The 23,789-nt window shown below is 39.9% G+C and carries 18 protein-coding genes; 7 read left to right on the forward strand and 11 right to left on the reverse strand.

Features of this window, described 5'->3' with window-relative positions:
- Positions 1–7: 7 nt before the first annotated feature.
- The 3 genes from D0T85_RS07180 to D0T85_RS07190 all read right to left on the reverse strand — a co-directional run bounded on the left by D0T85_RS07180 (position 8) and on the right by D0T85_RS07190 (position 6,157).
- Positions 8–1,555, reverse strand: coding sequence for a SusD/RagB family nutrient-binding outer membrane lipoprotein (locus tag D0T85_RS07180; RefSeq protein WP_239060662.1), 1,548 nt, complete (start codon positions 1,553–1,555; stop codon positions 8–10).
- A gap of 13 nt (positions 1,556–1,568) precedes the next feature.
- Positions 1,569–4,889: a SusC/RagA family TonB-linked outer membrane protein gene (locus D0T85_RS07185; protein ID WP_203558429.1), complete on the reverse strand. Its 3,321-nt coding sequence runs from the start codon at positions 4,887–4,889 to the stop codon at positions 1,569–1,571.
- A gap of 251 nt (positions 4,890–5,140) precedes the next feature.
- Complete coding sequence (locus D0T85_RS07190; protein WP_163211696.1) at positions 5,141–6,157, reverse strand: FecR family protein; 1,017 nt, start codon at positions 6,155–6,157, stop codon at positions 5,141–5,143.
- A gap of 93 nt (positions 6,158–6,250) precedes the next feature.
- Between D0T85_RS07190 and D0T85_RS07195 the strand changes: the two genes are divergently transcribed.
- From D0T85_RS07195 to D0T85_RS07205, 3 genes are all read left to right on the forward strand, one after another.
- The gene (locus D0T85_RS07195) at positions 6,251–6,820 is read left to right on the forward strand and encodes an RNA polymerase sigma-70 factor (RefSeq protein WP_163211698.1); all 570 of its coding nucleotides are present in this window, start codon (positions 6,251–6,253) and stop codon (positions 6,818–6,820) included.
- Positions 6,821–6,955: 135 nt separating this feature from the next.
- Positions 6,956–8,557: a HAMP domain-containing sensor histidine kinase gene (locus D0T85_RS07200; protein WP_163211700.1), complete on the forward strand. Its 1,602-nt coding sequence runs from the start codon at positions 6,956–6,958 to the stop codon at positions 8,555–8,557.
- A gap of 44 nt (positions 8,558–8,601) precedes the next feature.
- Positions 8,602–9,051 (forward strand): hypothetical protein, encoded by a 450-nt coding sequence (locus D0T85_RS07205; protein ID WP_163211702.1) that lies wholly within the window; start codon positions 8,602–8,604, stop codon positions 9,049–9,051.
- Between the two features lie 95 nt (positions 9,052–9,146).
- Here D0T85_RS07205 and D0T85_RS07210 read toward each other — a convergent pair whose 3' ends face one another.
- Entirely contained in the window at positions 9,147–10,112 is a 966-nt protein-coding gene (locus D0T85_RS07210) for a lipopolysaccharide assembly protein LapB (RefSeq protein WP_163211704.1), read from the reverse strand.
- A 97-nt stretch (positions 10,113–10,209) separates the two neighbouring features.
- On the opposite strand from D0T85_RS07210, the gene D0T85_RS07215 reads away from it, so the two are divergent.
- On the forward strand, positions 10,210–11,145 hold the full coding sequence (locus D0T85_RS07215; RefSeq protein ID WP_163211706.1) for a PmoA family protein: 936 nt from the start codon (positions 10,210–10,212) through the stop codon (positions 11,143–11,145).
- A 168-nt stretch (positions 11,146–11,313) separates the two neighbouring features.
- Positions 11,314–11,718 carry a DUF5053 domain-containing protein gene (locus tag D0T85_RS07220; RefSeq protein WP_163211708.1) on the forward strand — a complete coding sequence of 135 codons (405 nt, stop codon included), beginning with the start codon at positions 11,314–11,316 and terminating at the stop codon, positions 11,716–11,718.
- Between the two features lie 37 nt (positions 11,719–11,755).
- Here D0T85_RS07220 and D0T85_RS07225 read toward each other — a convergent pair whose 3' ends face one another.
- Both D0T85_RS07225 and recJ read right to left on the reverse strand, forming a co-directional pair.
- On the reverse strand, positions 11,756–13,648 hold the full coding sequence (locus D0T85_RS07225; RefSeq protein WP_163211710.1) for an ATP-dependent DNA helicase RecQ: 1,893 nt from the start codon (positions 13,646–13,648) through the stop codon (positions 11,756–11,758).
- Between the two features lie 87 nt (positions 13,649–13,735).
- Entirely contained in the window at positions 13,736–15,454 is a 1,719-nt protein-coding gene (recJ, locus tag D0T85_RS07230) for a single-stranded-DNA-specific exonuclease RecJ (protein ID WP_163211712.1), read from the reverse strand.
- 246 nt (positions 15,455–15,700) lie between these two features.
- Between recJ and D0T85_RS07235 the strand changes: the two genes are divergently transcribed.
- Positions 15,701–16,018 (forward strand): hypothetical protein, encoded by a 318-nt coding sequence (locus tag D0T85_RS07235; RefSeq protein WP_163211714.1) that lies wholly within the window; start codon positions 15,701–15,703, stop codon positions 16,016–16,018.
- 580 nt (positions 16,019–16,598) lie between these two features.
- On the opposite strand, the gene D0T85_RS07240 is transcribed toward D0T85_RS07235, so the two are convergent.
- The 4 genes from D0T85_RS07240 to D0T85_RS07255 are packed head-to-tail and all read right to left on the reverse strand — an operon-like array spanning position 16,599 to position 19,110.
- Positions 16,599–16,739 carry a hypothetical protein gene (locus D0T85_RS07240; protein WP_239060663.1) on the reverse strand — a complete coding sequence of 47 codons (141 nt, stop codon included), beginning with the start codon at positions 16,737–16,739 and terminating at the stop codon, positions 16,599–16,601.
- 25 nt (positions 16,740–16,764) lie between these two features.
- Positions 16,765–17,403 (reverse strand): hypothetical protein, encoded by a 639-nt coding sequence (locus D0T85_RS07245; RefSeq protein ID WP_163211718.1) that lies wholly within the window; start codon positions 17,401–17,403, stop codon positions 16,765–16,767.
- Entirely contained in the window at positions 17,400–18,041 is a 642-nt protein-coding gene (locus D0T85_RS07250; protein ID WP_163211720.1) for a DUF4276 family protein, read from the reverse strand. Before D0T85_RS07250 ends, D0T85_RS07245 begins: the two co-directional genes overlap by 4 nt.
- A 10-nt stretch (positions 18,042–18,051) precedes the next feature.
- A complete protein-coding gene (locus D0T85_RS07255) occupies positions 18,052–19,110 on the reverse strand; it encodes an AAA family ATPase (RefSeq protein ID WP_163211722.1) in 1,059 nt (352 codons plus the stop codon).
- A gap of 115 nt (positions 19,111–19,225) precedes the next feature.
- On the opposite strand from D0T85_RS07255, the gene D0T85_RS07260 reads away from it, so the two are divergent.
- A complete protein-coding gene (locus tag D0T85_RS07260) occupies positions 19,226–22,429 on the forward strand; it encodes a S41 family peptidase (RefSeq protein ID WP_163211724.1) in 3,204 nt (1,067 codons plus the stop codon).
- Positions 22,430–22,547: 118 nt separating this feature from the next.
- On the opposite strand, the gene D0T85_RS07265 is transcribed toward D0T85_RS07260, so the two are convergent.
- On the reverse strand, positions 22,548–23,789 hold the full coding sequence (locus tag D0T85_RS07265; protein WP_163211726.1) for an ABC transporter permease: 1,242 nt from the start codon (positions 23,787–23,789) through the stop codon (positions 22,548–22,550).

A 23,789-nucleotide genomic window follows, 5' to 3' on the forward strand; every position in this document is an offset into this window, starting at 1 on the left:
TTAGTAATTATTTCAATACCCACATAATATGGTTTGTATCGTCTCGGCCATCCCATTGGCTATTCAAGGCATTCAGAAACGCATCTTTGTTATAACTGTTTTCGCGTTCGGGATACAAATAGCGCATAGGTATCTTTTTATTATCCGAATTCCGGTTGGTGTCCGGGTTGATTGGCCATTCCGGATAGCCTGTACGCCGATACTCATAATATGTATCACCATTCATGTGGAAATAACCAGCCAGATAGTTTTGTAACCATATTTGGTGCAAACGATCTGTTGAAGTTCCGGTTGTGTTATATGCGGTTTTATCAGCATTGAGGTAAGATTCAATGTATGCATCGGTTATTTCAACACCATTATTATACTCGGCAGGAACAGTGGCGCGTACATATTGGAACGAGGCACGGATACCTTCTTCGTAATACTCTTTGGCCGATCCTGTAATCCAACCCCGCTCTGCAGCTTCGGCAAGCACAAAGTTCATATTGGCATATCCCAAAGAAATACAGGGAACACCTGCATAACTTACTCTATAAACATTGTTAGGCCGATTGTGCATACGCTCGGTTATTTTCTTCTTTTCCACATCGAATACTCCGGCCACGTTAAGTCCGTTATAAGCCCTCCAATCACTGGGTTGAAGCAACTCCTGCCCTTCGGGGAGGTATAAAGGATCTGTCATGGCCTGTGCCGGAGCAAGATAGTAAAAAAGACGATAATCTTCAAATTCCTTTAAAGGATCAATAAGCATAGTGGTTCCTGCAAACACATTAATACTCCGGGTTTCGGTTTCGTGGTAGGGATTTTTCTGGTTATCTACATCCGAGTAAACCACTTGCAGGTTATCGGCATTGCTTTTAAAAAGATTTCCTTCCGAAACTATTTTGGCAAATGTTTCTTTCACCTTTAAGTCCGGTGTATCTTCTGCCCGTTTTTGAAGTGCCATTAATACCTTTAACCGTAACACATTGGTGGCTTTCCGCCATAGCTTTACATCGCCATCGTAGTACGGATCGCCTTCAATAGCAGTGGTTGCTTTGCTAAAATACTCGTCGGCCTTTTCCAAATCATCCAGTATGCCTTTAAATACATCTTTCTGGGCATCGTATACAGGATATTTGTATTCATTAATATGCAATGTTTGCGAGTAAGGCACATCACCCATATCCATGGTTACCTTATAAAAGGTCCATCCCTTTAGGTAATAAAAAAGACCCGTATAAGCGTTTTCCTGTCCTTCGGGAGCCAGTTCAACCATTCTTTGGGCATCGGTAAGTTGTCTTATCCAGCCAAAACTGCCCCGCCCCACTTTGTTATATTGCAGGTCGTCAATCTGTTCGCCCCAAAACATACGTTTAACAAACACATCGTTTTTCCAGTAATGCGCATTTTGTACAACACTAAGTAACAACCCTGTTGCCAACATAGACGAACGCACTTGTGTTGTTTTATCCGGATTAGTATTCAGATCATCGAAAGATGAAGTACACCCCGCTGTAATCAACATACTTGCCGTAAGGATAACTATAAATTTATTTATCAGTGGTTTCATATATATAAAAAGGTTAGAAGTTTACTTTAACATTAAATCCCATATAGCGCTGAGATGGCGAATTCAGGTTTTCATGACCACTTGAGTCACCACCCTTGTCGGGGTCGGCATACTTATAATCACGTCCCCAATAGAATAAATTTTGTGCTGTGAAACCTACATAAGCATTTTTCATTGATAGTTTACGACAGAATGAAGCTGGTAATTCATACGTCAGTGACAGATTCCTGATTTTAAAGAATGTTTCGCGCAGGTAATTCTGCCGGGCCGGACGATTGTGTGCGTCGTGGTATTTGCTGATGTATGCTTCGTACGAAACTACTACATCATTAGGAGCAAACTCACGGGTATCTTTCAGTATCTTTCCATCTGTATCGTACTCAACGCTGCCCGATACTACTTTTACGCCCTGCCCTATGAACGTTTGTTTGCCGTTTACTACCTCGTCGTAACGATAGATATTATCCGATTTGATGTGTGCTCCGGTATTCCAAAGCATCTGGTGCGTACGCGAATAAGATATACCACCGATTCGTCCGTCGATAGAGAAGTCCAACGTAAATTGTTTATAACGCAGTGTGTTGCTGATACCCCAAACCAAATCGGGAGTGGTGTTACCTACTTTGGTTTGAAATTCTTGTCTAACCGGTATACCTCCGTTATGAATAATGTTTCCTTGCGGATCGCGTTCCCAATCGTATACGGCAATCCAGTTCCAGTTTTCTCCTTTCTTCACCCAAGGCTTCTTGGTAGAGTATTCCGGGTCTATTTCAAGGTATTCATATTTGTCGTGTCCCCAGTTGGTAAGAATATCCCAACTGAAATCTCTGGTCTTTATAGGCGTTCCACCCACAGTAACTTCAAATCCGGTACGTTGGCGTTTCTCCTTGAAGTTTGTTTGAACCGAGCTATAACCTGTGGCGTCACTTACACCGCCTTCAATAATAAAGTCGGACTCAATTTTCCTGTAATAAGCCAGGTCAACGTACAAACGGTTGCTAAACAGATGGGTTGCCAAACCTACTTCCCACATGGTCGATTTCTTAGGCCGTACAATTCCACCAATCAAACTAGATGGCGAGTAAGCAGCTGTCATGCCATCCCACTTATTGGTTGACACGGAATATACATTGTTATTTGCATAAATACCTGCTGCTTGTTTGGTTGCGGTCCACGAACCTCTGGCTTTCAGGAAATCCCACCAATCGGGTAGTTTCAATATTTCGGATAAAATAATACTGCCCGAAACAGAAGGATAGAAATAGGAACGTTCGTCTTTGCGTAGGGTAGATACCCAGTCGTTTCTTCCGGTAATATCAAGAAAGTAGGTGCTTGCCCACGATAACGATGCTTTACCATAAAGGCTGTTTGCTTGTTTACGCCACAATCCGCTACTTGCTTTTACGGGGTCTATGGAAGCATTAAGCGAGTAGAATTCTGGTATAGACAATCCGCCTGCGGTGGTACTACGCATATTATCGTTAAAGAAATAATAAATGTTTCCTCCTGCCAATACATTCAGATTGAATTTACCCCAGGTTTTATCTGCCATCAACATGGCATCGGTATTTATACTGAACTCTGAGTTTCTGCTTACTCCATAAAAACCTTTCTTATCCCATGCTTGGTTTGCACTTATGGCATTGCGCCATTCATTGCGTTTGGAGTAAAAATCGAGTCCGCCACGTACCATCGCTTTCAGCCAGGGAGTTACTTCATATGTACCATTCAACATGGCATTCATCAGGTCTACATCATAGGCATCAACTACTTCGTAGGCTTTAAACCAAGGGTTGTCGTACCACGATTTATCGTACCAGTTCTGCATAACACCTTCTTTTCCTTTTATCCAGTAATCCCGGTATTCGCGTACATCGTACTCGGAACCTCCCCAAATCACCATATCGTAAATATAGCTGGACGAGTATTTACCTACTCCATTCTCGTTCGACGATTTACGTTTATTGTACGAAGCCGAAGCATCCATCTTAAACTTACCCCAACTCATTTCGCCACCTACCAGGAAAGTAAACTTGTTCAGGTCTTGATTGGGGAATTGTCCTCTGTCGTACACATGTGTAAGAGATGCCCGGAACGACCCGTATTTTCCTTTCTGCGAAATGTTTACGTTGTTGTTTGTAACCATACTGAACTGCAGGAAGTTTTTGAAATTGTTCTTCCCTTTCGAAGTAAGTTCCTGTTCGCGCCACTCGTAGGTGTAAGGGTCCCACTGCAAGGCAGTGCGTCCGATGTCGAGTTTATCGCCCCAAACATAGTCATCGTTGTACTTTCCACCATAACCACGGCTATAGCCTGATTGCACTTCGGGAAATGCCAGATAACCGGAGAAGAACATGGTGTTACTGTTTATCTGAATGTTCAAACCTTCTTCCTTCGTTCCTTTTTTGGTTGTAATCATAATGGCTCCCGTACTACCTTTTGCACCATACAAAGCCGAGGCTGTAGCTCCTTTTAATACATCAATAGATTCAATATCGTCGGCAGCTACGGCATTGATACCTACGTTTTCGTAAGGAATACCATCAACAATAATCAATGGAGTTTGCCCACGCAGTAATATATTGGGCTCCTGATTGAACTCTGTACTGTTTTGTATGTTCAATCCTGCAATTTTACCTGTTAGTCCTGTTGCTACATCAACCGTTTTGGCAAGTGGTAATTTATCACCGCTTACGCGTTGCACGGCATATCCCAGGGCTTTTTCTTCACGTTTTATACCCAAGGCAGTAACAACAACTTCGTCAAGTGTTTTGGCATCTTCTTTCAGCTGAATGTTGAATACGGTTTTGTTTCCAACTGCAACTTCCTGTGTTAGATAACCAATATACGTAATTATTAATGTTGAATTTGCAGGAACAGCCAGCTTAAAGCGTCCATCCAAATCGGTGATAGTACCGTTGGTAGAACCTGCCTGCAAAATATTGGCCCCAATAACAGGATCGCCATACTGGTCGGTTATCTTTCCTGTTATATTCAATATATTTTGTTGTTTTATGGCACCTGCTATTAGTTCTTCTTGCGATAAAATGATGCTTCGATCAATCACTTTATAGGCTACATCTGTTTCCTTAAACAATTCATCTAATACCAAGAATACATTTTCATTCTGTGCTTTCAATGATACCTGTCGCGAAATATCGACCTGCTTATTGTTATAAAAGAAACGAAATTCGGTTTGTGCCTCAATTTTGTCCAGTACATCTTGTACAGTTTGGTTTCGCACATCAAGCGATAGTACAGTAGACTGACTGTAACTTCCGGTGGCATACGTTACTCCTATGCATACGCATAAAACGAAAATAGATAACTTCATACGCAATGGGATTTTTTTGAAGACAATAAATGGCAGACTCATCCACCTGAAAAGTTGGATACAATAATTATTTGTCATAAATTTGTAGTGGGTAAATTAAAAAACTATGTTTTCTTTTTACTTGTCGCCAAACAAGTATTCTGACTACGTTTCATACGGATAGATACGCCAATATCTTTCCGTATGTTTTTTTTGTTCATGTGGGTTTCTTTTTCTTCATGGTCTTTGACTTGGGGTTTAACATAAGGTTATTAGTAAAGCTCTACAACAGATTTGGGCGTTAAATCTTCGGACGAACTTTTTTCAGACTCAATAAAACGGTATTGAATACCGGTTAACATAAAGGCATTGAGGTAGAACAACAAGTGCTGTTCCTCGGATGTATAGGTAAAACTGTTGTCGTACAGTTTGGTGTTTTTCACAATGAACTCTACATTGAATCGCTTACTTAATATTTTCAGAGTTTCTTCCAGAGAAGTATTTTTCAACACCACCCGCCCATCTTTCCATGCTATCTGGGTAGGTATATAAGGGTGGTTTAGTGCATAAGTTGCCGATTTTACCAGATAGTTAAATTCTTCTTCGGGCTGCAAAGTGTAGAATTGTTCCTTTCGGTTTTCATCATTATAATGTAGCCTAACCGATCCGGATACAAGCAAGGTTTTAACCTCCGTAGAGTTTCCATAGGCCTCTATGTTGAACTCGGTTCCCAGAACTTCGGCTTTCAGATTGAAGGGAGTATTCACAATAAACGGTTTAGAAGGATTGGGTTTTACCAAGAAATAACCTTCGCCATCCAAATATACTTCACGGGTATTTCCTTCAAAGCGCGAAGCGTATTTTAAAGACGACATCGAGTTAAGATAGGCGGTACTACCATCGGGCAATGCTACCAATGCATATACTCCGGGATTTGTTTTCAGTTCTATATCTTCAACAGCTTCCTGAGGTTTCAATAACAAATAAAGGGTTATACCTATTAGCGGCAGTAAAAGTACTGCTGCAACTCGCTGAAACCATATTGTCCATGCTATTTGTTTCCTGCTTTTTATTTTCCGGTTTACATCTTCGAGGGCTTTATAGGAGTCAATGCGATTAATTCGTTCAATTGCATTGGTAGCCAGAAAAAGATAATGTACATCCTGAGCCAGTTTTTTGTTTTCTTCGGACTCGTCAATCCATTCGTCTACCGCCTTCTTTTCGGGCAAGGTTAGTAAACCCGAAAAGTAATTCAGTAGTATATGCTCATTTATATCGTATTTATTCATTCTTAACTGTGTTTTATATAATAACGCACCAAAAAGAAAACCTCCTAAACAAAATTTATACTATTTTTGCGTATAACTCTTTTTAGTTGTCTAATGCTATATAACACAAACATACCTGACGATATTCTTTTCGGGAACATAGCCCGGGGTGATAAGAATTCTTTCGATACACTATTTCTGAAATATTATCCGATGCTTTGTGCTTATGCCACTGAGTTTGTGAGATTTGAAGAAGCACAAGAGGTGGTACAAGACATTATGGTGTGGCTGTGGGAAAACAGAAACCAACCTATTATTGAGTCTTTACACAAGAATTACTTATTTAAGGCAGTGAAAAGCAAGTGCATTACATTAATAAGGAGAAACGAAACCAACTACAAAGCCATATACAACATTCACGAGAGTCTGAAAGAACAAGCCGAAGATCCAGACATCTATATTGTTGAAGAACTAATGAGCAATATCGAAAAAGCATTGGCCCGCTTACCCGAAACCTATCGCGAAGCATTTGAGATGAACAGATTTCAGCATAAAACATATAATGAAATCGCTGTAATTCTTGGTGTTTCTTCTAAAACAGTAGACTACCGCATACAACAAGCATTAAAAATATTGCGCAAAGAGTTAAAAGAGTATCTTCCTATTTTATTTCTGGGGATATAGAGGAAAATGCAGCTTAGCAGCAAATTACTAAAAAAACATTGGATTTTATTTTTTTAAATGTATCTTCGCCCAAAATAAGGATGAACAATTGAGAAACATATATTGTTTTATTGAGTGAGCAGTTTTTTTAGTCATATGAATACAGTGAACCGCAATGACTTAACCTCTTATTTGCTTCATTTCATTGAACAAATAAACAGTGACACCCCTTTTCAACAAAGAATAGAGGAGTGTTTGTCGTCCATTTGTACATTCTTTCATTTTAAACGTGGGTTTGTTTATCAAACTGACGGATTCCGTTTTTTCTATTTAAAAGAAACTTTCGGAAACGAAAATAACACATTGCGTAAACGTTTCGAGATCAAAGAGATGTCCGAACAGCACACCGCAGTGATGAAAGAAAAAACACCTTTCTGGGTTTGGAACCGTAGTACAGCCAACAACATTGAACACGAAGTACTCGATTTCTATCGGGTTAACTCCTTGTTTATTCACCATGCAAAAGATATGGATGGAAAAACAATTGGGTTTATTGGATTTGCCGACAATGAAAAAGAAAGGCTGAACGATGAAGAAACAGATATACTGAATAAAGTTACCGGATTACTTACCAAAGAAATTGCAATCCGCGAATACAACGAAAGAGATATAAGAACCGGAAAAACGCTGGAAAGCATCATGAACAACATGGGGGTAGACATTTATGTGAACTCATTCGATAATCATGATATGTTGTATGTTAACCAATCGATGGCTGCACCCTATGGGGGACAAAACAACTTTAAAGGGCAAAAATGCTGGAAAGCACTTTATAAAGATAAAACATGCGAATGCGAATACTGCCCCAAAGCACACTTAATTGACGAAAATGGTAATCCAACTAAAGCATATTCGTGGGATTATCAACGGCCTTTCGATAAATCATGGTTCAGGGTGTTCAGCGCAGCTTTTGAGTGGACCGACGGACAATTGGCACATGTAATAACCAGTGTTGATATTACCCATCAGAAACATATTGAAAACGAGCTTCGCCTGGCCAAAGAAAAAGCAGAGAACCTGGATAGGTTAAAATCGGCCTTCCTGGCAAATATGAGCCACGAAATACGTACTCCACTAAACTCGATTGTGGGATTTTCCGAACTACTGGCCATTACCGAAAACCCTGAAGAACGCAAAGAGTATAACCAAATTGTACAGGAAAACAACAAACTGTTATTGCAACTGATTTCGGACATTCTGGATTTATCAAGAATCGAAGCAGATATGCTGGATTATAAGATAGAGCCTGTTAATGTAAACGACCTCTGTTACGAAATAACACGATCGTACGAAGTGCATGGAAACGCCAAAGTACCTATTGTTTTCGACCGTAATGCTCCTGCATATATTATTGACAGCGACAAGAAACGACTAACGCAGGTTATTACCAACTTTATTAATAATGCTATAAAATTTACTTCAGAGGGTGAAATAACACTAAACTATCACCTAACCAACAAGAATTATATTGAGTTTTACGTTAAAGATACAGGAACAGGTATTAAGGCCGATAACCTGAACGAAGTATTTGAACGATTTGCCAAATTTAATACAGCTCAAAAAGGAACCGGACTAGGGTTAACAATATGCAAAAGCATTGTTGAACATCTGGGAGGCAATATCGGAGTAGAGTCTGAAGTGGGTGTAGGTTCAAGATTTTGGTTTACACACCCATACAAAGCAGAGAACAACGCATAATGCGACTATTAGTATAAATTAAATTTTTAAATCTCAAAACAGTTATGTTAGACAACATTTTAGAATTGGTGAAAGGTACCGTATCCGGTGCAATTACAGGCAACAGTCAGGTGCCAGAAGCAAAGAGAACTCAAGCTATTGAAACAACAGCAGATGCAGTAACAGATGGTTTAAAGCAAAATTTCTCGCTCAGCAATATAGGAGACTTGATGAGCTTATTTGGTGGTAGTTCATCTACTCAGAAAAACCCTATTACCAGTAGCATTGAAAACACAGTGACCAATGCATTGGTGCAAAAGGTTGGTTTATCGAAAGCCATAGCTGCCGGTATCTCGAGCGCAGTAGTACCATTGGTAATGAACGCCATATCTGGTAAAGTTAACGATCCAAAAGAAAAAGGATTCAGCTTAGAGGGCCTAATAGAATCGTTCTCCGGAAAAGGAGATAACGACGGCGGCGGTTTATTAGGAAAGCTTGGCGGATTATTCAAATGAGTTTAGAGTTTTGAGTAGTGAGTTTTGAGTTTACGATGCCGCATGGTTAACTCATTACTCACTACTCATAACTCAAAACTCACTACTCAAAACTCTCAAAACGGTAATCCTAATGAGTTTTTAGGTTCTTCTTCCTTCATCCCAGCTTCGCTGGTATTCTGGTTTACTGCATTATTAAGTTGAGTAGCTATTTGCGCATCATTATCAGCACCTTCCTTATCGCCTATAGCTAATTTAGCTTCACTCCTTTCGGTATACAAAGCTACCGAATTCGAATTAAAGTCTATTGCTTCATCGCATAACTTAATAGCATCCTGATATTTATTTTGCTTGTTATAAAGTTGGGCAAGGTTTATAAATGCCTGATCATGAAAAGGATTCAATGCTATTACCTGCAAATAATCTTTCTCGGCCTCTTCGTATTTCTCTGTCAGGTCATTAATTCTTCCGCGAAGTAACAAAGCATGTTCTTCTTCATCTTGCAGTTGAAGTACCTTTTCGATATCGGCCAAACCATCGGCATATTGTTTCATATCCAAATATACTTCGGCACGCATCAGGAATGGTTCTATCAAATCTTCCTGAAGGGTAATAGCACGGGTAAGATGTTCTACAGCCTCCTGATATTTATTCAAACTCTTTTTAGCTTTGGCCAATAAGTAGTGGGTGTTTACATTACCCTCTTCTATGGCAACACCTTTTTCGAGTACCTGAATCATTTCAGGATATTTTTCCTGAATAAACAACAGATTGGAAAGAGTAAGATACGATGCTATCACTTCGGGCTCTGTTTCAATCATTTTTGATAATAGTTCCTCGGCCTCCTTATATTCTTCTGTTTGAATATAAAGCTGACTCAGGTATCCCATTACTTCAAAATCTTCTTCAATCTCCAAAGCATTGGTATAACACTTAACAGCATAATCTACTTTGCCCATTCGTTGGGCACGGATTCCATCGTACTTTAGTATATCAAAGTTCTTTTTTGCTGCTTTATCGTTACCGGTCTCGTTGCCTGCTTCCTTCTTTCCCGAAAAAAGAGACTTGAAAAAATTAGCCATTGTATAATATTTATAGTTGAGTGAACAAAAATAATAAAAAAACTATATAAACCGGAGTTTTTTATTTAAGTTTGTATTTACCACATTTTAAATTCAAATGAAAACAACATTATTCTCATCTCTTTTCCTTTTGCTGTTAACCGGTTGTCAACCTTCTGTTCGTTATGTAGATACAGGCAAAACCTTGGAATACAAATTGGGCGAAACAACGTTATTCGCCTATAATTATGCTACAGTGTACCCACCTGCCGGAGCCAAAGATGTTTATAAACGTAGTGGGTTTTTCCACCCTGTAAATAATACAAGGGGCGAAACCCTCACCAATCTGTCGCCTGCCGACCATTACCACCATTATGGACTTTGGTATGCGTGGACCAAAACTACATTCGAAGGTAACGAAATTGATTTCTGGAATGTAGTTAAGAAACAAGGAACAGTACGTTTCAGAGAGTTTACCAATATTTCGGACACTGGCTTTAGTGCCGTATTAGACCACGTTGTTTACCCCGACTCATTAGCCGAGCAAACTGCCATGATTGAAAACCTGGAAATTAAAACCGGCAAATCATCACTCCCCGGCTATTATATGGACTATACAACCACCATACAATGTGCCACCAATAGCCCAATTACACTAGAATGTTACAGGTACGGCGGATTGGTTATCCGCACCCGCGAAGACTGGACACCGGGCCGGGCCAACTTTATGACCTCCGAAGGCTTTACGCAGAAAGATGCTGATAATACAGATGCACGCTGGGCTTTCTTTCAGGGAAAGGCTGATGAGGGTGATGCCTGTATACTCATTCTGTCGCATCCAAAGAATCTTAATCACCCGGAGCCACTACGTATTTGGGACAAGAATGTCAATGCAGGAAAAGGGGATATGATGTGGAACTTTTCGCCTACTAAAAAGAAAGCTTATACACTAAACCCTTCTGAAAAACTGAGGCTGCAATATCGCATATTTGTTTTTGATGAGTTGATACATACAGATGTGGCAGAGAGGTTGTGGAAGGAGTTTGTGGAATAATCATCATTTGATGAAAAAGGCAACCTTTTAATTGTTTATTCATCAAATGATGATTATCTTTGTGCCGTCAAAGCATGTTAATTGAAGAAGACGAAGAACTTCTTAACGAAGGCTGGTTTTCGAGGGAGGCTACTTCAAATCATCATCGTAAACTTTAAACAGTTGATTATGGAGAATTTGAAAGAAACAATTAGAATTTGCTACGAAGAGTTTTGCCTTGCCAAAACTGAAGAAGAGAAACAATTGAATGATATAAAATTCAAAGAGTTGATGAGTTCTGTTCCCATAGAACAAAGAAAAATTGCTGGTCAGTACCTGCGCGAAGTAATGCGTGAAAGAAGGAAAGAAAAATCGCAAAAAATAAATCGTGATATAAAAAAAGAGCTGGAAGATATTCAAGAAGTTATTTCCCTGTCATATATTGCAAAAGAGTACTTTGGAAAAGATCGCACATGGCTATATAAAAAAATTAATGGCCCTTTAACTTTTACCAAAGATGAATTGAAAACACTGGCAATAGCACTAAACAATATAGGAAATAGATTTATAGATACATCTACTTCAATTACATGAAGCATAACTTTGACAAGTTTGAGAGGGTTCCTACGAGTTAGGAACCTTTTTTTATCCTCCCCTCCTCCAACACCACCATCCCCTCATCGAGCATATATTGAAGCGTACGGGTAATATCTTCCTGACTATCTTCAAGCTTCCCCGATATTTGGGTAGAAGTAAGCGGAGTATCTTTTAGTAGTTGAAGTATTTTTTCTTTCAAATTAGTAAAATCCGAAACAGAGATTCCGCTTTTTCTCTTCTCAATACAAACATCGCATACACCGCAATCACGATCGTTTGTTTCTCCAAAATAGCTTAGCAGCATCCGGCTCCGGCAATTGTTTTCGGAGGTAACATAATCGGCCATGGCCTTGATACGTTTTTCGTATTTCTCTTTACGTTCCTCGTAAACGGTCCGGGTGATTTGAAGATGGCGCAGTTCAACCCGTTCGCGTGTATAGATAATAAAGGGAGTCTTTTTATGAGGTATATAATCTATGATATGCCGTTTAGATAGCATCTTTAGTAAATCGTATATCTGCTGACGGGGCATTCCGGTACGGATGGATAACGACTCTTCGTTGATATAAGCATAATCGGTAAATACACCTGTATAGTAACGCAACACTGCTTGAATAAGCGTTTCGGCTTCCTTCCCCATTTCGCCTATGCGATAAAGTTCATCGCGCCGGATAACAAATATTAAACGGGAAGCATTATCCTGTTCTTCGGTGTATTCAATGTATCCGGCTTGGGTTAGTATTTTCAGGGCACTATCGGCCGGAACGGGAAAATACTTGAACTTGTAGCAGAATTCTTCAAGATTAAAATCGAATATGCAACCCAAGCCATCGCCCATTGCCATCTGGTAATAATAGTTGAGGTGTTCATAAAGTTGCTTGATGTAGTCTCGATCCGGGAAAGTATCCGGAATTCTTCTATACAGGGCTGCTTTATCGTTGCGCGAGTGCAAAATAATAGCATACGCTTTCAAGCCATCGCGTCCGGCACGGCCTGCCTCCTGAAAGTATGCCTCGGGCGAATCGGGCAGGTCCATGTGGATAACTACGCGTACATCGGGCTTGTCAATTCCCATCCCGAAGGCATTGGTAGCAACAATGATACGGCATTCGCCGCTTTGCCACTGCCTTTGCCGGATGTCTTTCATATCATTGTTGATACCGGCATGGTAAAAGTTGGCTGTAAACCCTTCGTTCAGCAATAGTTCAGTTATCTCTTTGGTTTTTCGGCGGTTACGAACGTACACAATAGCACTGCCTGGCATTTTTTGTAATATCCTTAACAGCTCTCCATTTTTGTTTTCGGTATTACGAACAATATAGGCAAGATTCTTCCGTTCAAAGCTCATGCGGAATACATTCTCCTGCCCAAAATGAAGTTTCTCTTGTATATCTTTTACCACTTCAGGGGTAGCGGTAGCAGTTAGTGCCAGTACAGGAACATCGGGAAGCAGTTTTCTTATTTCGGATATTTGAAGATAGGCCGGACGGAAATCATACCCCCATTGTGATATACAGTGACTTTCGTCGACAGTAATCATATTTACCTTCATGGAACGAAGTTTTGTGCGGAATATCTCCGTATTCAACCGTTCGGGGGATACATAAAGAAACTTGTAGTTGCCAAAGATACAGTTTTCGAGGGCAATGATAATTTCCTGGCGCTTCATGCCCGAATATACCGCAACTGCCTTGATTCCGCGTTTACGCAGATTCTGCACCTGGTCTTTCATCAGGGCAATAAGTGGAGTTACTACAATACACAAACCTTCTTTTGCCAATGCGGGTACCTGAAAAGTAATTGATTTTCCGCCGCCCGTTGGCATCAACCCAAGGGTATCTTTTCCGTCTATTATGCTTTGGATTATTTCTTCCTGCAAATCCCGGAAAGAGTCATATCCCCAGTATTGTTTGAGTATTGCCTTCATACAATTGAGAGTTGAGAATTGAGAGTTGAGAGTTGAGAGTTACGATGCCGCATGGTAACTCTCAACTCTCAACTCTCAACTCTCAACTTATTCCGTTGGTTTGATATCTTCAATCTGTAATTGAATTTCGCCTCGCTTGTGTGTATTTTCTTCGATGGTATAACAAATATCGAAAGAACGTTTGGTTTTTATATATCGCACGTGCGAACTTTGCCCGAAAGCAATTCCATTCATTACATTATTCGATTTGTTATCAACCAGTTCAAGCTTAATGTGCTCCTGGTCGCGCCCTACCACTTTGCTGGTACCATAATCGTACACGTGATGGGTGCAGAAAATGGGTTTGTTATTATCCGGGCCGTATGGATTGAATTTCTTTAAGTCGGAAACAAATTTCGGGGTGATATCCCTGAAATCGATTACCGCTTCTATGTCGATTACCGGACTCATTTGTTCGGGCATAATATGTTCGGCTACAAATGCTTCAAAGCGTTCGGTAAACAGGGGTACGTTTTCAACCTTCATAGACAGCCCTGCGGCATAAGTATGACCGCCAAAGTTTTCCAGCAAATCACGGCAATGCTCAATGGCTTTGTAAACATCGAAACCCGAAACCGAACGTGCCGAGCCTGTAGCCATATCATCGGTACGGGTAAGCACAACAGCGGGGCGATAGTACACCTCTGTTAACCGCGAGGCAACAATACCAATAACACCTTTATGCCAGTTTTCGTTGTAAATAACAATTGAACGACGATCGGCCAAACCTTCAAGATCGGTTACAATGTTGTTGGCTTCCTCGGTCATGTTTTTATCCAGATCTTTGCGGGTTTCGTTGTACTGGTTTATTTGATTGGCTTTTTCTAATGCCAGCGAAAAATCTTTCTCAATAAGCAAGTCTACAGCTTCCTTACCGTTCTGTATACGTCCCGAGGCATTGATACGTGGTCCTATTTTAAACACGATATCGCTAACAGTGATGTCTTTTTCGGTCAGTCCGCAAATATCAATAATAGCTTTCAAGCCCACACTGGGGTTACTGTTGAGTTGTTTCAGTCCGTGGTGTGTAAGAATTCGGTTTTCGCCCATAATAGGAACAATATCCGATGCTACACTTACAGCCACCAAATCTAACAAAGGAATGAGGTTATGGAACTCAATTCCGTTATTAATGGCAAAGGCCTGCATAAACTTAAACCCTACCCCACAACCCGATAGATGTACATAGGGATATGTATTATCCTCTCGCTTGGGGTTCAGTATGGCCACTGCCGGTGGTAATACTTCATCGGGCACGTGGTGGTCGCAGATAATAAAATCAATTCCTCGTTCTTTGGCGTATGTAATTTCTTCAACGGCTTTTATGCCGCAATCCAGTACAATGATGAGCTTTACATCGGTTTCTACAGCATAATCCATGCCTTTGATAGATACTCCATATCCCTCTTCGTAACGGTCGGGAATGTAATAATCTATATTCGAATAGAATTGTTGCAAAAACTTGTAGACCAGTGCTACCGATGTTGTACCGTCTACATCATAATCTCCATAAACCAAAATACGTTCTTTCTTTCCCATTGCCTCGTTCAGGCGCTCCACAGCTACATCCATATCGTTCATCAGAAACGGATCGTGAAGGTCAGGTAATTGCGGGCGAAAAAACTTTTTAGCTTCGCTAGAGGTTTCTATGCCTCTCTTAACTAAAAGTCTCGCCAAAACAGGACTAATTCCTGTTTCACTGGCCAGCGTTTGGCTTATTTCTTCCTGTTCGGGTGTAATGGTTAGATAATTCCATTTGTGATTCATTATATATTGTTTTTTTCTTTTTCCTGTCTCAGAGTGGCGAATAGAAAGGGGGTTCGCCAAGAACGTGTAAAAGTACTAAAAAAAGCTGTAGGGTATCCGATTTATATAGAATATTTATGAATTGCAATTAGTTTCATAAATAAACGGACTTTAAAAACACAATAATCACCATGCTTAATTTCGATTAAAATCGCGATATTTGCATTAGTAATAAACAGATTAATAAACAAACTAAACTAAGCAGAAATGAACTACATTGAACTAATCAACACATTTTGGAAATACGATGAAGCCCACCAATTTACTTGTGCAGAAACCCGGCTTTATTTTTACTTATTGAAGATTACTAACCGACTAGGATGGAAAAATTGCTGGCACCGAAGCGACGAAAGGGTAGCCAGCGATATGGGCGTATCGATTAAATCGATGAAAACTGCCAGAAAAAGACTAACCGAAGTAGGGCTTATTAATTTTGAGTCGGGAGGCAAAGGAAGAGGTGTTAAAACTTATTACGAGATAAAGGTAGTAGACTCACTTTTTAGCACACCTAAAAGTGCAGATTAAAGTACACCTAAAAGGCAACCTAAAGGTATACCTAAAGGGCAACCAAAGTCTTTATATATAAGAACGCGCAATAAACCAAAACAAAAACTAAAACAAAAACTATATAATAACTCTAGTGAGTTATTAACACACACTCGGATTTAAAATGATGTAAAATTATATTTTGTATGATTCACCACAGTGCTGAAAAATGCTTGGAAAACTACGTAGTTTTCTGTGGAAAACTCTGTAGAACGCCGTGGAAAGCTCTGTAGAAAGCCAAAGAAAACTCTGTAGAAAGCCACGGAAAACTACGTAGTTTTACCCGCACCCATATCGCCAACAAAATGCCGAATTGATATTTAGAATGACAATTGACCGAAATGTCATTCTGAACATCAAATAAAATTTCTCCAGATAGATGATAGTTAATACTTTTGCATCAGCAATAAAGCTAGTGGATCAACAGAAAGGAAAGCGAAAACAAATTAGTATTAATCATTAAAAACAGAAAGGAAATAAATTATGCCATTACTTTACAAACCGGGTGCAAAACAATGTTGCATCACAAAACGGTTACACAATTAATTGTCAATTGCATTCAATGACGGACGTTTAATGGGTAATGTACATCTTCATACTCTTCAACAAGTGCAGATAATAAATCAAGTTCAATAAGGTTTTTATCATCTACAGGGGTATTATCATCTACTAATGGCAATAATTCTTCGATCCTTGACATCGTGGCTTTGTAAATTACTTCATTTTTAATCTTTATCATAATTATATATATATTTTCGAAAGTAATCTTCTTCGGGCATGTGAATTACCCATTCTTCATCGTCAAGATAAACAGGATCATTGTTTACATGCATAGTGATAGTTGGAGTGCTAATTAATTCTTCTTTATCAGGGTCGTAAAAACTCATATAACCTTCAAATCTGCTTTCGAGCAAATCGAGAAAACACCTCCCACTCCCATCGTTTAGTGCGTTGCCATAGTTTTCGTGGCTGATAAATGCAAGTCGGAATTGCTTTTTGTTGGAATCGTAAATAAAACTTTCGTCTGTTACAGATCTCATGTGAGAGGCCGTAATACCAAACCATCCTTTACTGGCTGTTATGGTGGTTCTATCTCCGATATTCTCATAGATTACAATAAAAGGCTCAAAATTACGAGTAGAGAGCAATAACACTAGAGAAGTAGTTTCCAAATTATACGTTAACGAATCGCAAACGCCGTCTTCATCTAAATCGGCAATGCAAAAACCAATTTTGGAGGCATGTAACCCATCGTCCATATCGTGCACGGAAAACGAAATTTCGCTAACATCTTCCTTTATTTGTGCGGTTGCGTTTATACAGAAAAGAAAAAATAGCCCTAATATGATTGTTGTCTTTTTCATTTAGCTGATTTTGAGATCTGTTCCAACCGATCTATCCAATTATCAAATCGCGGGCACTTTTCTCTAATTTTATTTAGCCCTATTTCATAAGCAAGACATGCACCATAAACTACCTTGTTATATCCATTTATGCACTGCAATAATCTTTTTGAAGGGGCTGTTTCGGGACTATTGTTAATATCTTCTATATTAGTGGCAAAAGTATGTGCTATGTTTTCAAGTTCTGCGAAGTTAGCTTCCTCGGGTTTGAAATTCCTTTTCAAAACATCCATTGAACAGAACATAAAACATTCAAACTCATGTCGCTGAATATAAGGAACAAAACGATGACTCAATAATGGGGAAACATCTGCCCCCATACCTTGTTCTATAATGTCTATATTATCTTTACTGTAATTTGGATAATCAGATGGTAAGGCATAAAAATCTATCAGAGTGGTTACATATGCATCTTTTTCTTGTTTCAAGTGGTTCTCTATCTGCTTTTTTAATGTATTCCACTTTGCAATACCTCCATACGTTTTTTTAATGGTAGGATAAGCTATCTGAATATCTTTCTTTAAGAAGTGATCTTGTAACACATCTTTACAAAACTCCTGCTCGGTTTCTCCTTCACAAACTATTATTAATCTCTTCATTATTTCAGCCTTATTTATTAGGGAAACCGCTATTCAGTAAGTTTTGCCGCCACAGATCTCCTACAGCATAATCTTCTAACCATTGCGATAGCTGCTGTTCGTTTAATCGATTGAAAGTAGATACACCATTTATATTATCCACCGTAACAATATCATTCGGAGCAAAGTTATTTACCAGTTCTACCGATTGTGTGGAAAGAATAACCTGCGTACCACGTTCGGTTACCGACTTAACCAACCCCGCCAGCTTATTAATGGCAAATGGGTGCAATCCTAATTCGGGCTCATCTATAATAATTACTGCTGGAGGATTGGGCTGCAAGAATAAGGTTACCAACGCAATAAAGCGAATGGTACCATCAGAAAGGTCGGTTGCTCCATACAAACTTTCGCTGTACTTATCTCGCCAAGTTAGATTTATATAACTCCCTTTGGCTGCCAGATCAAAATCTTTAAAATTAGGAGCAACTGATTGGATTACTTTAACAATACGATTGTAGATGATTATTTCTTCATTCTTAAGTCTGTACAATATCGCAGCTAAATTCCCTCCTTTGCTTTGTAAAACCTCATTGTCAATGAGATTACAATCGTTATTGAAAGGCGAATTTACACCTGTGTCATGAAAATGGTACACCTTTAAATCGCTCATATATGCTTTAATATTAAGAGCTCTTTGCCGCGTGTGCAGTCTTGCCTTTAACTCTGTAGAGGCATCTGCTATTTCACAAGCATTATCATTATTATGCGACCATAGTTTTTCAGATTGAACAACAAATGTTTTGTTTTCAACTTTTAAATTAAACTCATACCTGTTTTTACCTTTTTCGAATGATATTTCCGAAAATAGGTTTTGCGTTTTCTTACGTCCATTGTGCAGGATTGTATCAATGCCTCTGCCTACAACATACGATTTCAGTTCCCCATCGAACGCTGTTTTGAGAAAGTTGAAAAAAGATATGAAATTACTCTTTCCTGCTCCATTTGCCCCAATCAGTATATTGATTGGTTTTATCTCGAAATGGAGATCCTTTATAGACTTATATCCTTTGATATCAATATATTCCATATTCTTATCTATTTTTCTGCTGTAAAGATAGACATAATTTCTTTTTCTGTATCTGCAATTCTTTTAACTTAACCATTATCTTTGTATCATCCTAAATTTCAAACAAATAAGCACTATGCGAAAAACGATTATTCTTTTTTCCCTGTTGTTTACTGCTATATGGCAGCAAACATTTGCTTCGGACGAAGCCAGATTATTACGTTTCCCTTCCACCAACGGAAGCGAAATTGTTTTCTCCTATGCAGGCGATTTGTATAAAGTATCAATCAATGGTGGAGAAGCCATACGCCTGACATCTCATGTGGGATACGAAATGTTTCCACGCTTCTCGCCCGATGGTAAAACCATTGCATTTACAGGTCAGTACGATGGTAACACCGAAGTATATACCATTCCTGTAACTGGTGGTGAACCTTTGCGTGTTACATACACCCCTACCAATAGCCGTGACGATCTGGGCGACCGCATGGGACCCAATAACATTGTTACCGGATGGACACCCGATAGCCAAAACATTGTTTACCGCAACCGTATTGGTAGCGGATTTACAGGTAAACTTTATACTGTAAACAAAGAAGGAGGTCTTTCTACCGTAATTCCTTTACCCGAAGGTGGTTTCGCTAGTTATTCGCCTGATGGAAAGCAGCTAGCCTACAACCGTGTAATGCGCGAGTTCCGCACCTGGAAATATTACAAAGGCGGAATGGCAGATGATATCTGGATTTATAACCCAGCCAAAAAGGAAGTGAAGAATGTATCGAACTCTAACTCACAGGATATCATCCCTATGTGGATTGGCGATAATGTATTCTACATCTCCGACAGAGATCGTACCATGAACCTGTTTGTTTATAACACAAAAACAGGTGAAACAACTAAAGTAACCAACTTTACCGAATACGATATTAAGTTTCCTTCGGCAAACGGTAACACCATTGTATTCGAGAATGGCGGATATATCTATAAAATGGATGCTAACGAACGCACTCCGCGCAAGGTAGATATCAAACTGACATCGGATCATATTTATGCACGTAGTGAAATAAAGAATGGAGCAGATTATTTATCTTCTGTTGATCTTTCGGCCGACGGAAACCGCTTAGCTATTACCGCCCGCGGTGAGGTTTTCAATGTTCCTGTTGAGAAGGGAGTTACCCGTAACATTACTCGTACAGCGAGAGCACACGAAAGAGGTGCAGAATGGTCGCCCAATGGTAAACACGTTGCGTATATCTCCGATCGAACAGGAGAAACAGAGGTTTACATTCAGGATACTGATGGAAAGGTAACTCAATTAACTTCGGGTAATGATACCTATATCCGTAGCTTGCAATGGAGTCCGGATAGTAAATCTATTGTGTACACAGACCGCAAAAACCGTGTTAACCTTATTGATGTAGCAACGAAGAAAGTTTCGACACTTCTGCAAAACCCCAATGGAGAGTTCCGTGATGTTTCGTATTCGCCAGATAGCAAATGGCTGACCTATTCGCGCATAGCTCCTAATCAATTTGATATTGTTTATTTATTCAATATTGCAGAGAAAAAAGAATATCCTGTTACGGATCGCTGGTACGATTCTTACTCTCCGGTTTTCTCGCGTGATGGCAAATACCTGATATTTACATCTGCACGTGATTTCAATCCAACTTACGGCTCAACCGAATGGAATCACACTTACTCGAACATGAACAACGTTTATCTGGCTTTATTATCTAAAGATACTCCTTCTCCATTCCTCGAAAAAGATGGAACGCCGGAAGTAAAGGGTACAGAAGCTAAAGAAGAGACTCCGGCAGTGAGCATTAAATTCGATCCGCAGGATATTACCGACCGCATTATCCGTTTACCAATCTCAGCCGGACGGTATTACAATTTCTATGGTAATAATGATAAGATTTATTATACCCAGAGTGGTAAAACAAAGATGTTCGACCTGAAAAAGCAAAAGGAAACCGAGGTTGCCGATGCCATGATGTATGTAGGTTGGGACGCCAAAAAGGCTCTTTTCCTTAAAGGAAGAAATCGGGTTTATGTAGCCGATATCCCATCTGCGAAAGCAAGTTTAGAAGATGCTGTTGATTTAAGCAACATGAAGATCACTACAGATTATCCGCAGGAGTGGGCACAGATATTTGATGAAGCATGGCGCGCCTTCCGCGATGGTTTCTATGTAGAGAACATGCATGGGGTAGATTGGCTGGCCATGAAGAAGAAATACGAAGTATTGCTACCATATATTAAGAACCGCTTGGATTTAAACTATGTGATTGGAGAATTAATTGGTGAGCTTAATTGCGGACATGCGTATGTTAATACAGGCGAGATGGAGCGGGCCGAACGTATCAAAACAGGTTTGTTAGGTGCCGAAGTATCGCGCGATGCTAAAACAGGATTCTTCCGCATTGAGAAGATTATTCCGGGTGCTTCATGGAGCAAGAAACTACGTTCACCGTTAACCGATCCGGGTATCAAGGCATCCGAAGGCGAATATATTGTTGCCATTGATGGTATTCCAACCAACAGTGTGAAAGACATGTATGCCTTATTGGTAGGCAAAGCCGGTATTCCAACCGAACTTTCGTTAAATACCAAAGCTGATTTAGGTGGGGCACGTAAGATTGTAATCAGTCCGCTTGACGAAGAATACTCGTTATATCATTATAATTGGATACAGGATAATATTCAAAAGGTTGACAAAGCTACTAACGGCAAAGTAGGATATATCTATATTCCGGATATGGGTGTAGATGGCTTGAATGAATTCTCGCGTTATTTCTATCCTCAATTGGATAAGGAAGGTTTGATTATAGACGACCGTGCCAATGGTGGTGGTAATGTTTCGCCAATGATTCTGGAACGCTTGTCGCGTGAGCCTTACCGTCTTACCATGCGCCGGGGTTCCGATATGATTGGAACTGTTCCCGATGCTGTTCAGGTAGGTCCAAAGGTTTGTTTGATTAATAAATATTCTGCTTCGGATGGCGACCTCTTCCCTTGGGGATTCCGTGCATTAGGTTTGGGTAAACTTATTGGTACCCGTACTTGGGGTGGTATAGTAGGTATTTCGGGTTCTCTTCCGTTTATTGATGGAACAGATATTCGTGTGCCTTTCTTCACCAGCTATGATCCTAAGACTGGACAATGGATTATAGAGAATCATGGAGTTGATCCGGATATTCTTATTGATAATGATCCCATTAAGGAATGGAATGGAGAAGATGAACAGCTTAATCGCGCTATTGAAGAGGTTATGAAGGATTTAAAGAATCGTCAGCCTTTGAAGGCTGTTCCGGCTCCGCGGGATTGGAGTAAGTAGTTTATATTCCTCCTCCGCCCTTCGGGCACCTCCTCCGGAGGATACCATGTGGGAACGTTGTATAGCGCAGCTATCCTCCTTTGGAGGAGGTGCCCGAAGGGCGGAGGAGGAACTAATCTCATTTCAACGCCTTCTCCTTCAACTCCTTATACCGCTGCACAATATGCTTGCGACTCATCAATATCTGATGCCTGTACACAACACAAGTACTTATAAAATAAACTCCGGCTTGAAGCCATAAAGCTTTATACTCAAAACCAACTTCATTGAGTGTAGCACCCATATTATTGATCTTCACAAACCCGTTAATCCCAAAGGTGGAAGGGAAGAGATACGAGAAATACTCCCAGAACTTGGGAATAGCCGCTCCCGGCCAGGATATCCCGGATATAAAAAGTAACGGAACGGAGGTAAACACAAATATCAGCATACAGGTTTCGCGGTTGCGTATAGTGATAGATGCCGTCATGGCAAAGAATATGCAGGCTATCAGATACGGTAATGTAAAGAGAATCAAATCGCCGCCATGACCAATCTGGTTGAGCTTAAATAAACGGGGCACCACCGATAATATATACACAGACACAACCGCATATATCATAAAATAACACAATCCCTTACCTAAAACAATTCGCAGTGTACCGTGATAATGGTTATTTATAGGAATTAAATCTTTGAATTTATTCTTTTCGCGTGCGGTACCCGCAGATAACCCAATACCCAGTAATAACGTTTGCTGAATGATTAGAACAAGCACTGCCGGAATAAGGAATGCTGCAAATCCGGCTGTAGGATTAAACATGGCAACATCCTCGTATTCAATCGGATAAGCGGTGACCTCATCCTGCCGGTTGGTTGTATTACCGGCAATCGAAATCTTAATCTCTTTATTCATATCAAGAGATACGGCGGTGTTGGCAAGCAATACGCTCTTATAATACAGCAATCCACTCATATCGCAGTATATGCTTACCTGTGTTTGTTTGCCGGTAAGAATACGGGTACTAAAATCCTCTGGTATATAGATAATTCCATAGGCCAACCTGTTTTTTAGCATCAGTTTAGCCTCTTCCATATCGCTGCAATAAGAAACGATCCGGACATCGGGGGTAGCATCCACTTTTCTCAAATACTCACGGCTTAAGGACGAACGCGAATTATCTACCACCACTGCCGGAACATCCCGTACAACTTCGTTGGTATAGATAAAGGCATATATCAACGGATAGGCCAATGGCACCAGAATAAAGAATATAAGCACACCCTGATCGCGGAAAACCGAACGGATCTCCTTTTTCCAGATGTAGAACATATCCTGTATTCCTTCTTTTATATTGGTTATGAATGATTTATCTTCCAT

The organism is Bacteroides sp. 519 (assembly GCF_010500955.1).
Taxonomy (GTDB): domain Bacteria; phylum Bacteroidota; class Bacteroidia; order Bacteroidales; family Bacteroidaceae; genus Bacteroides.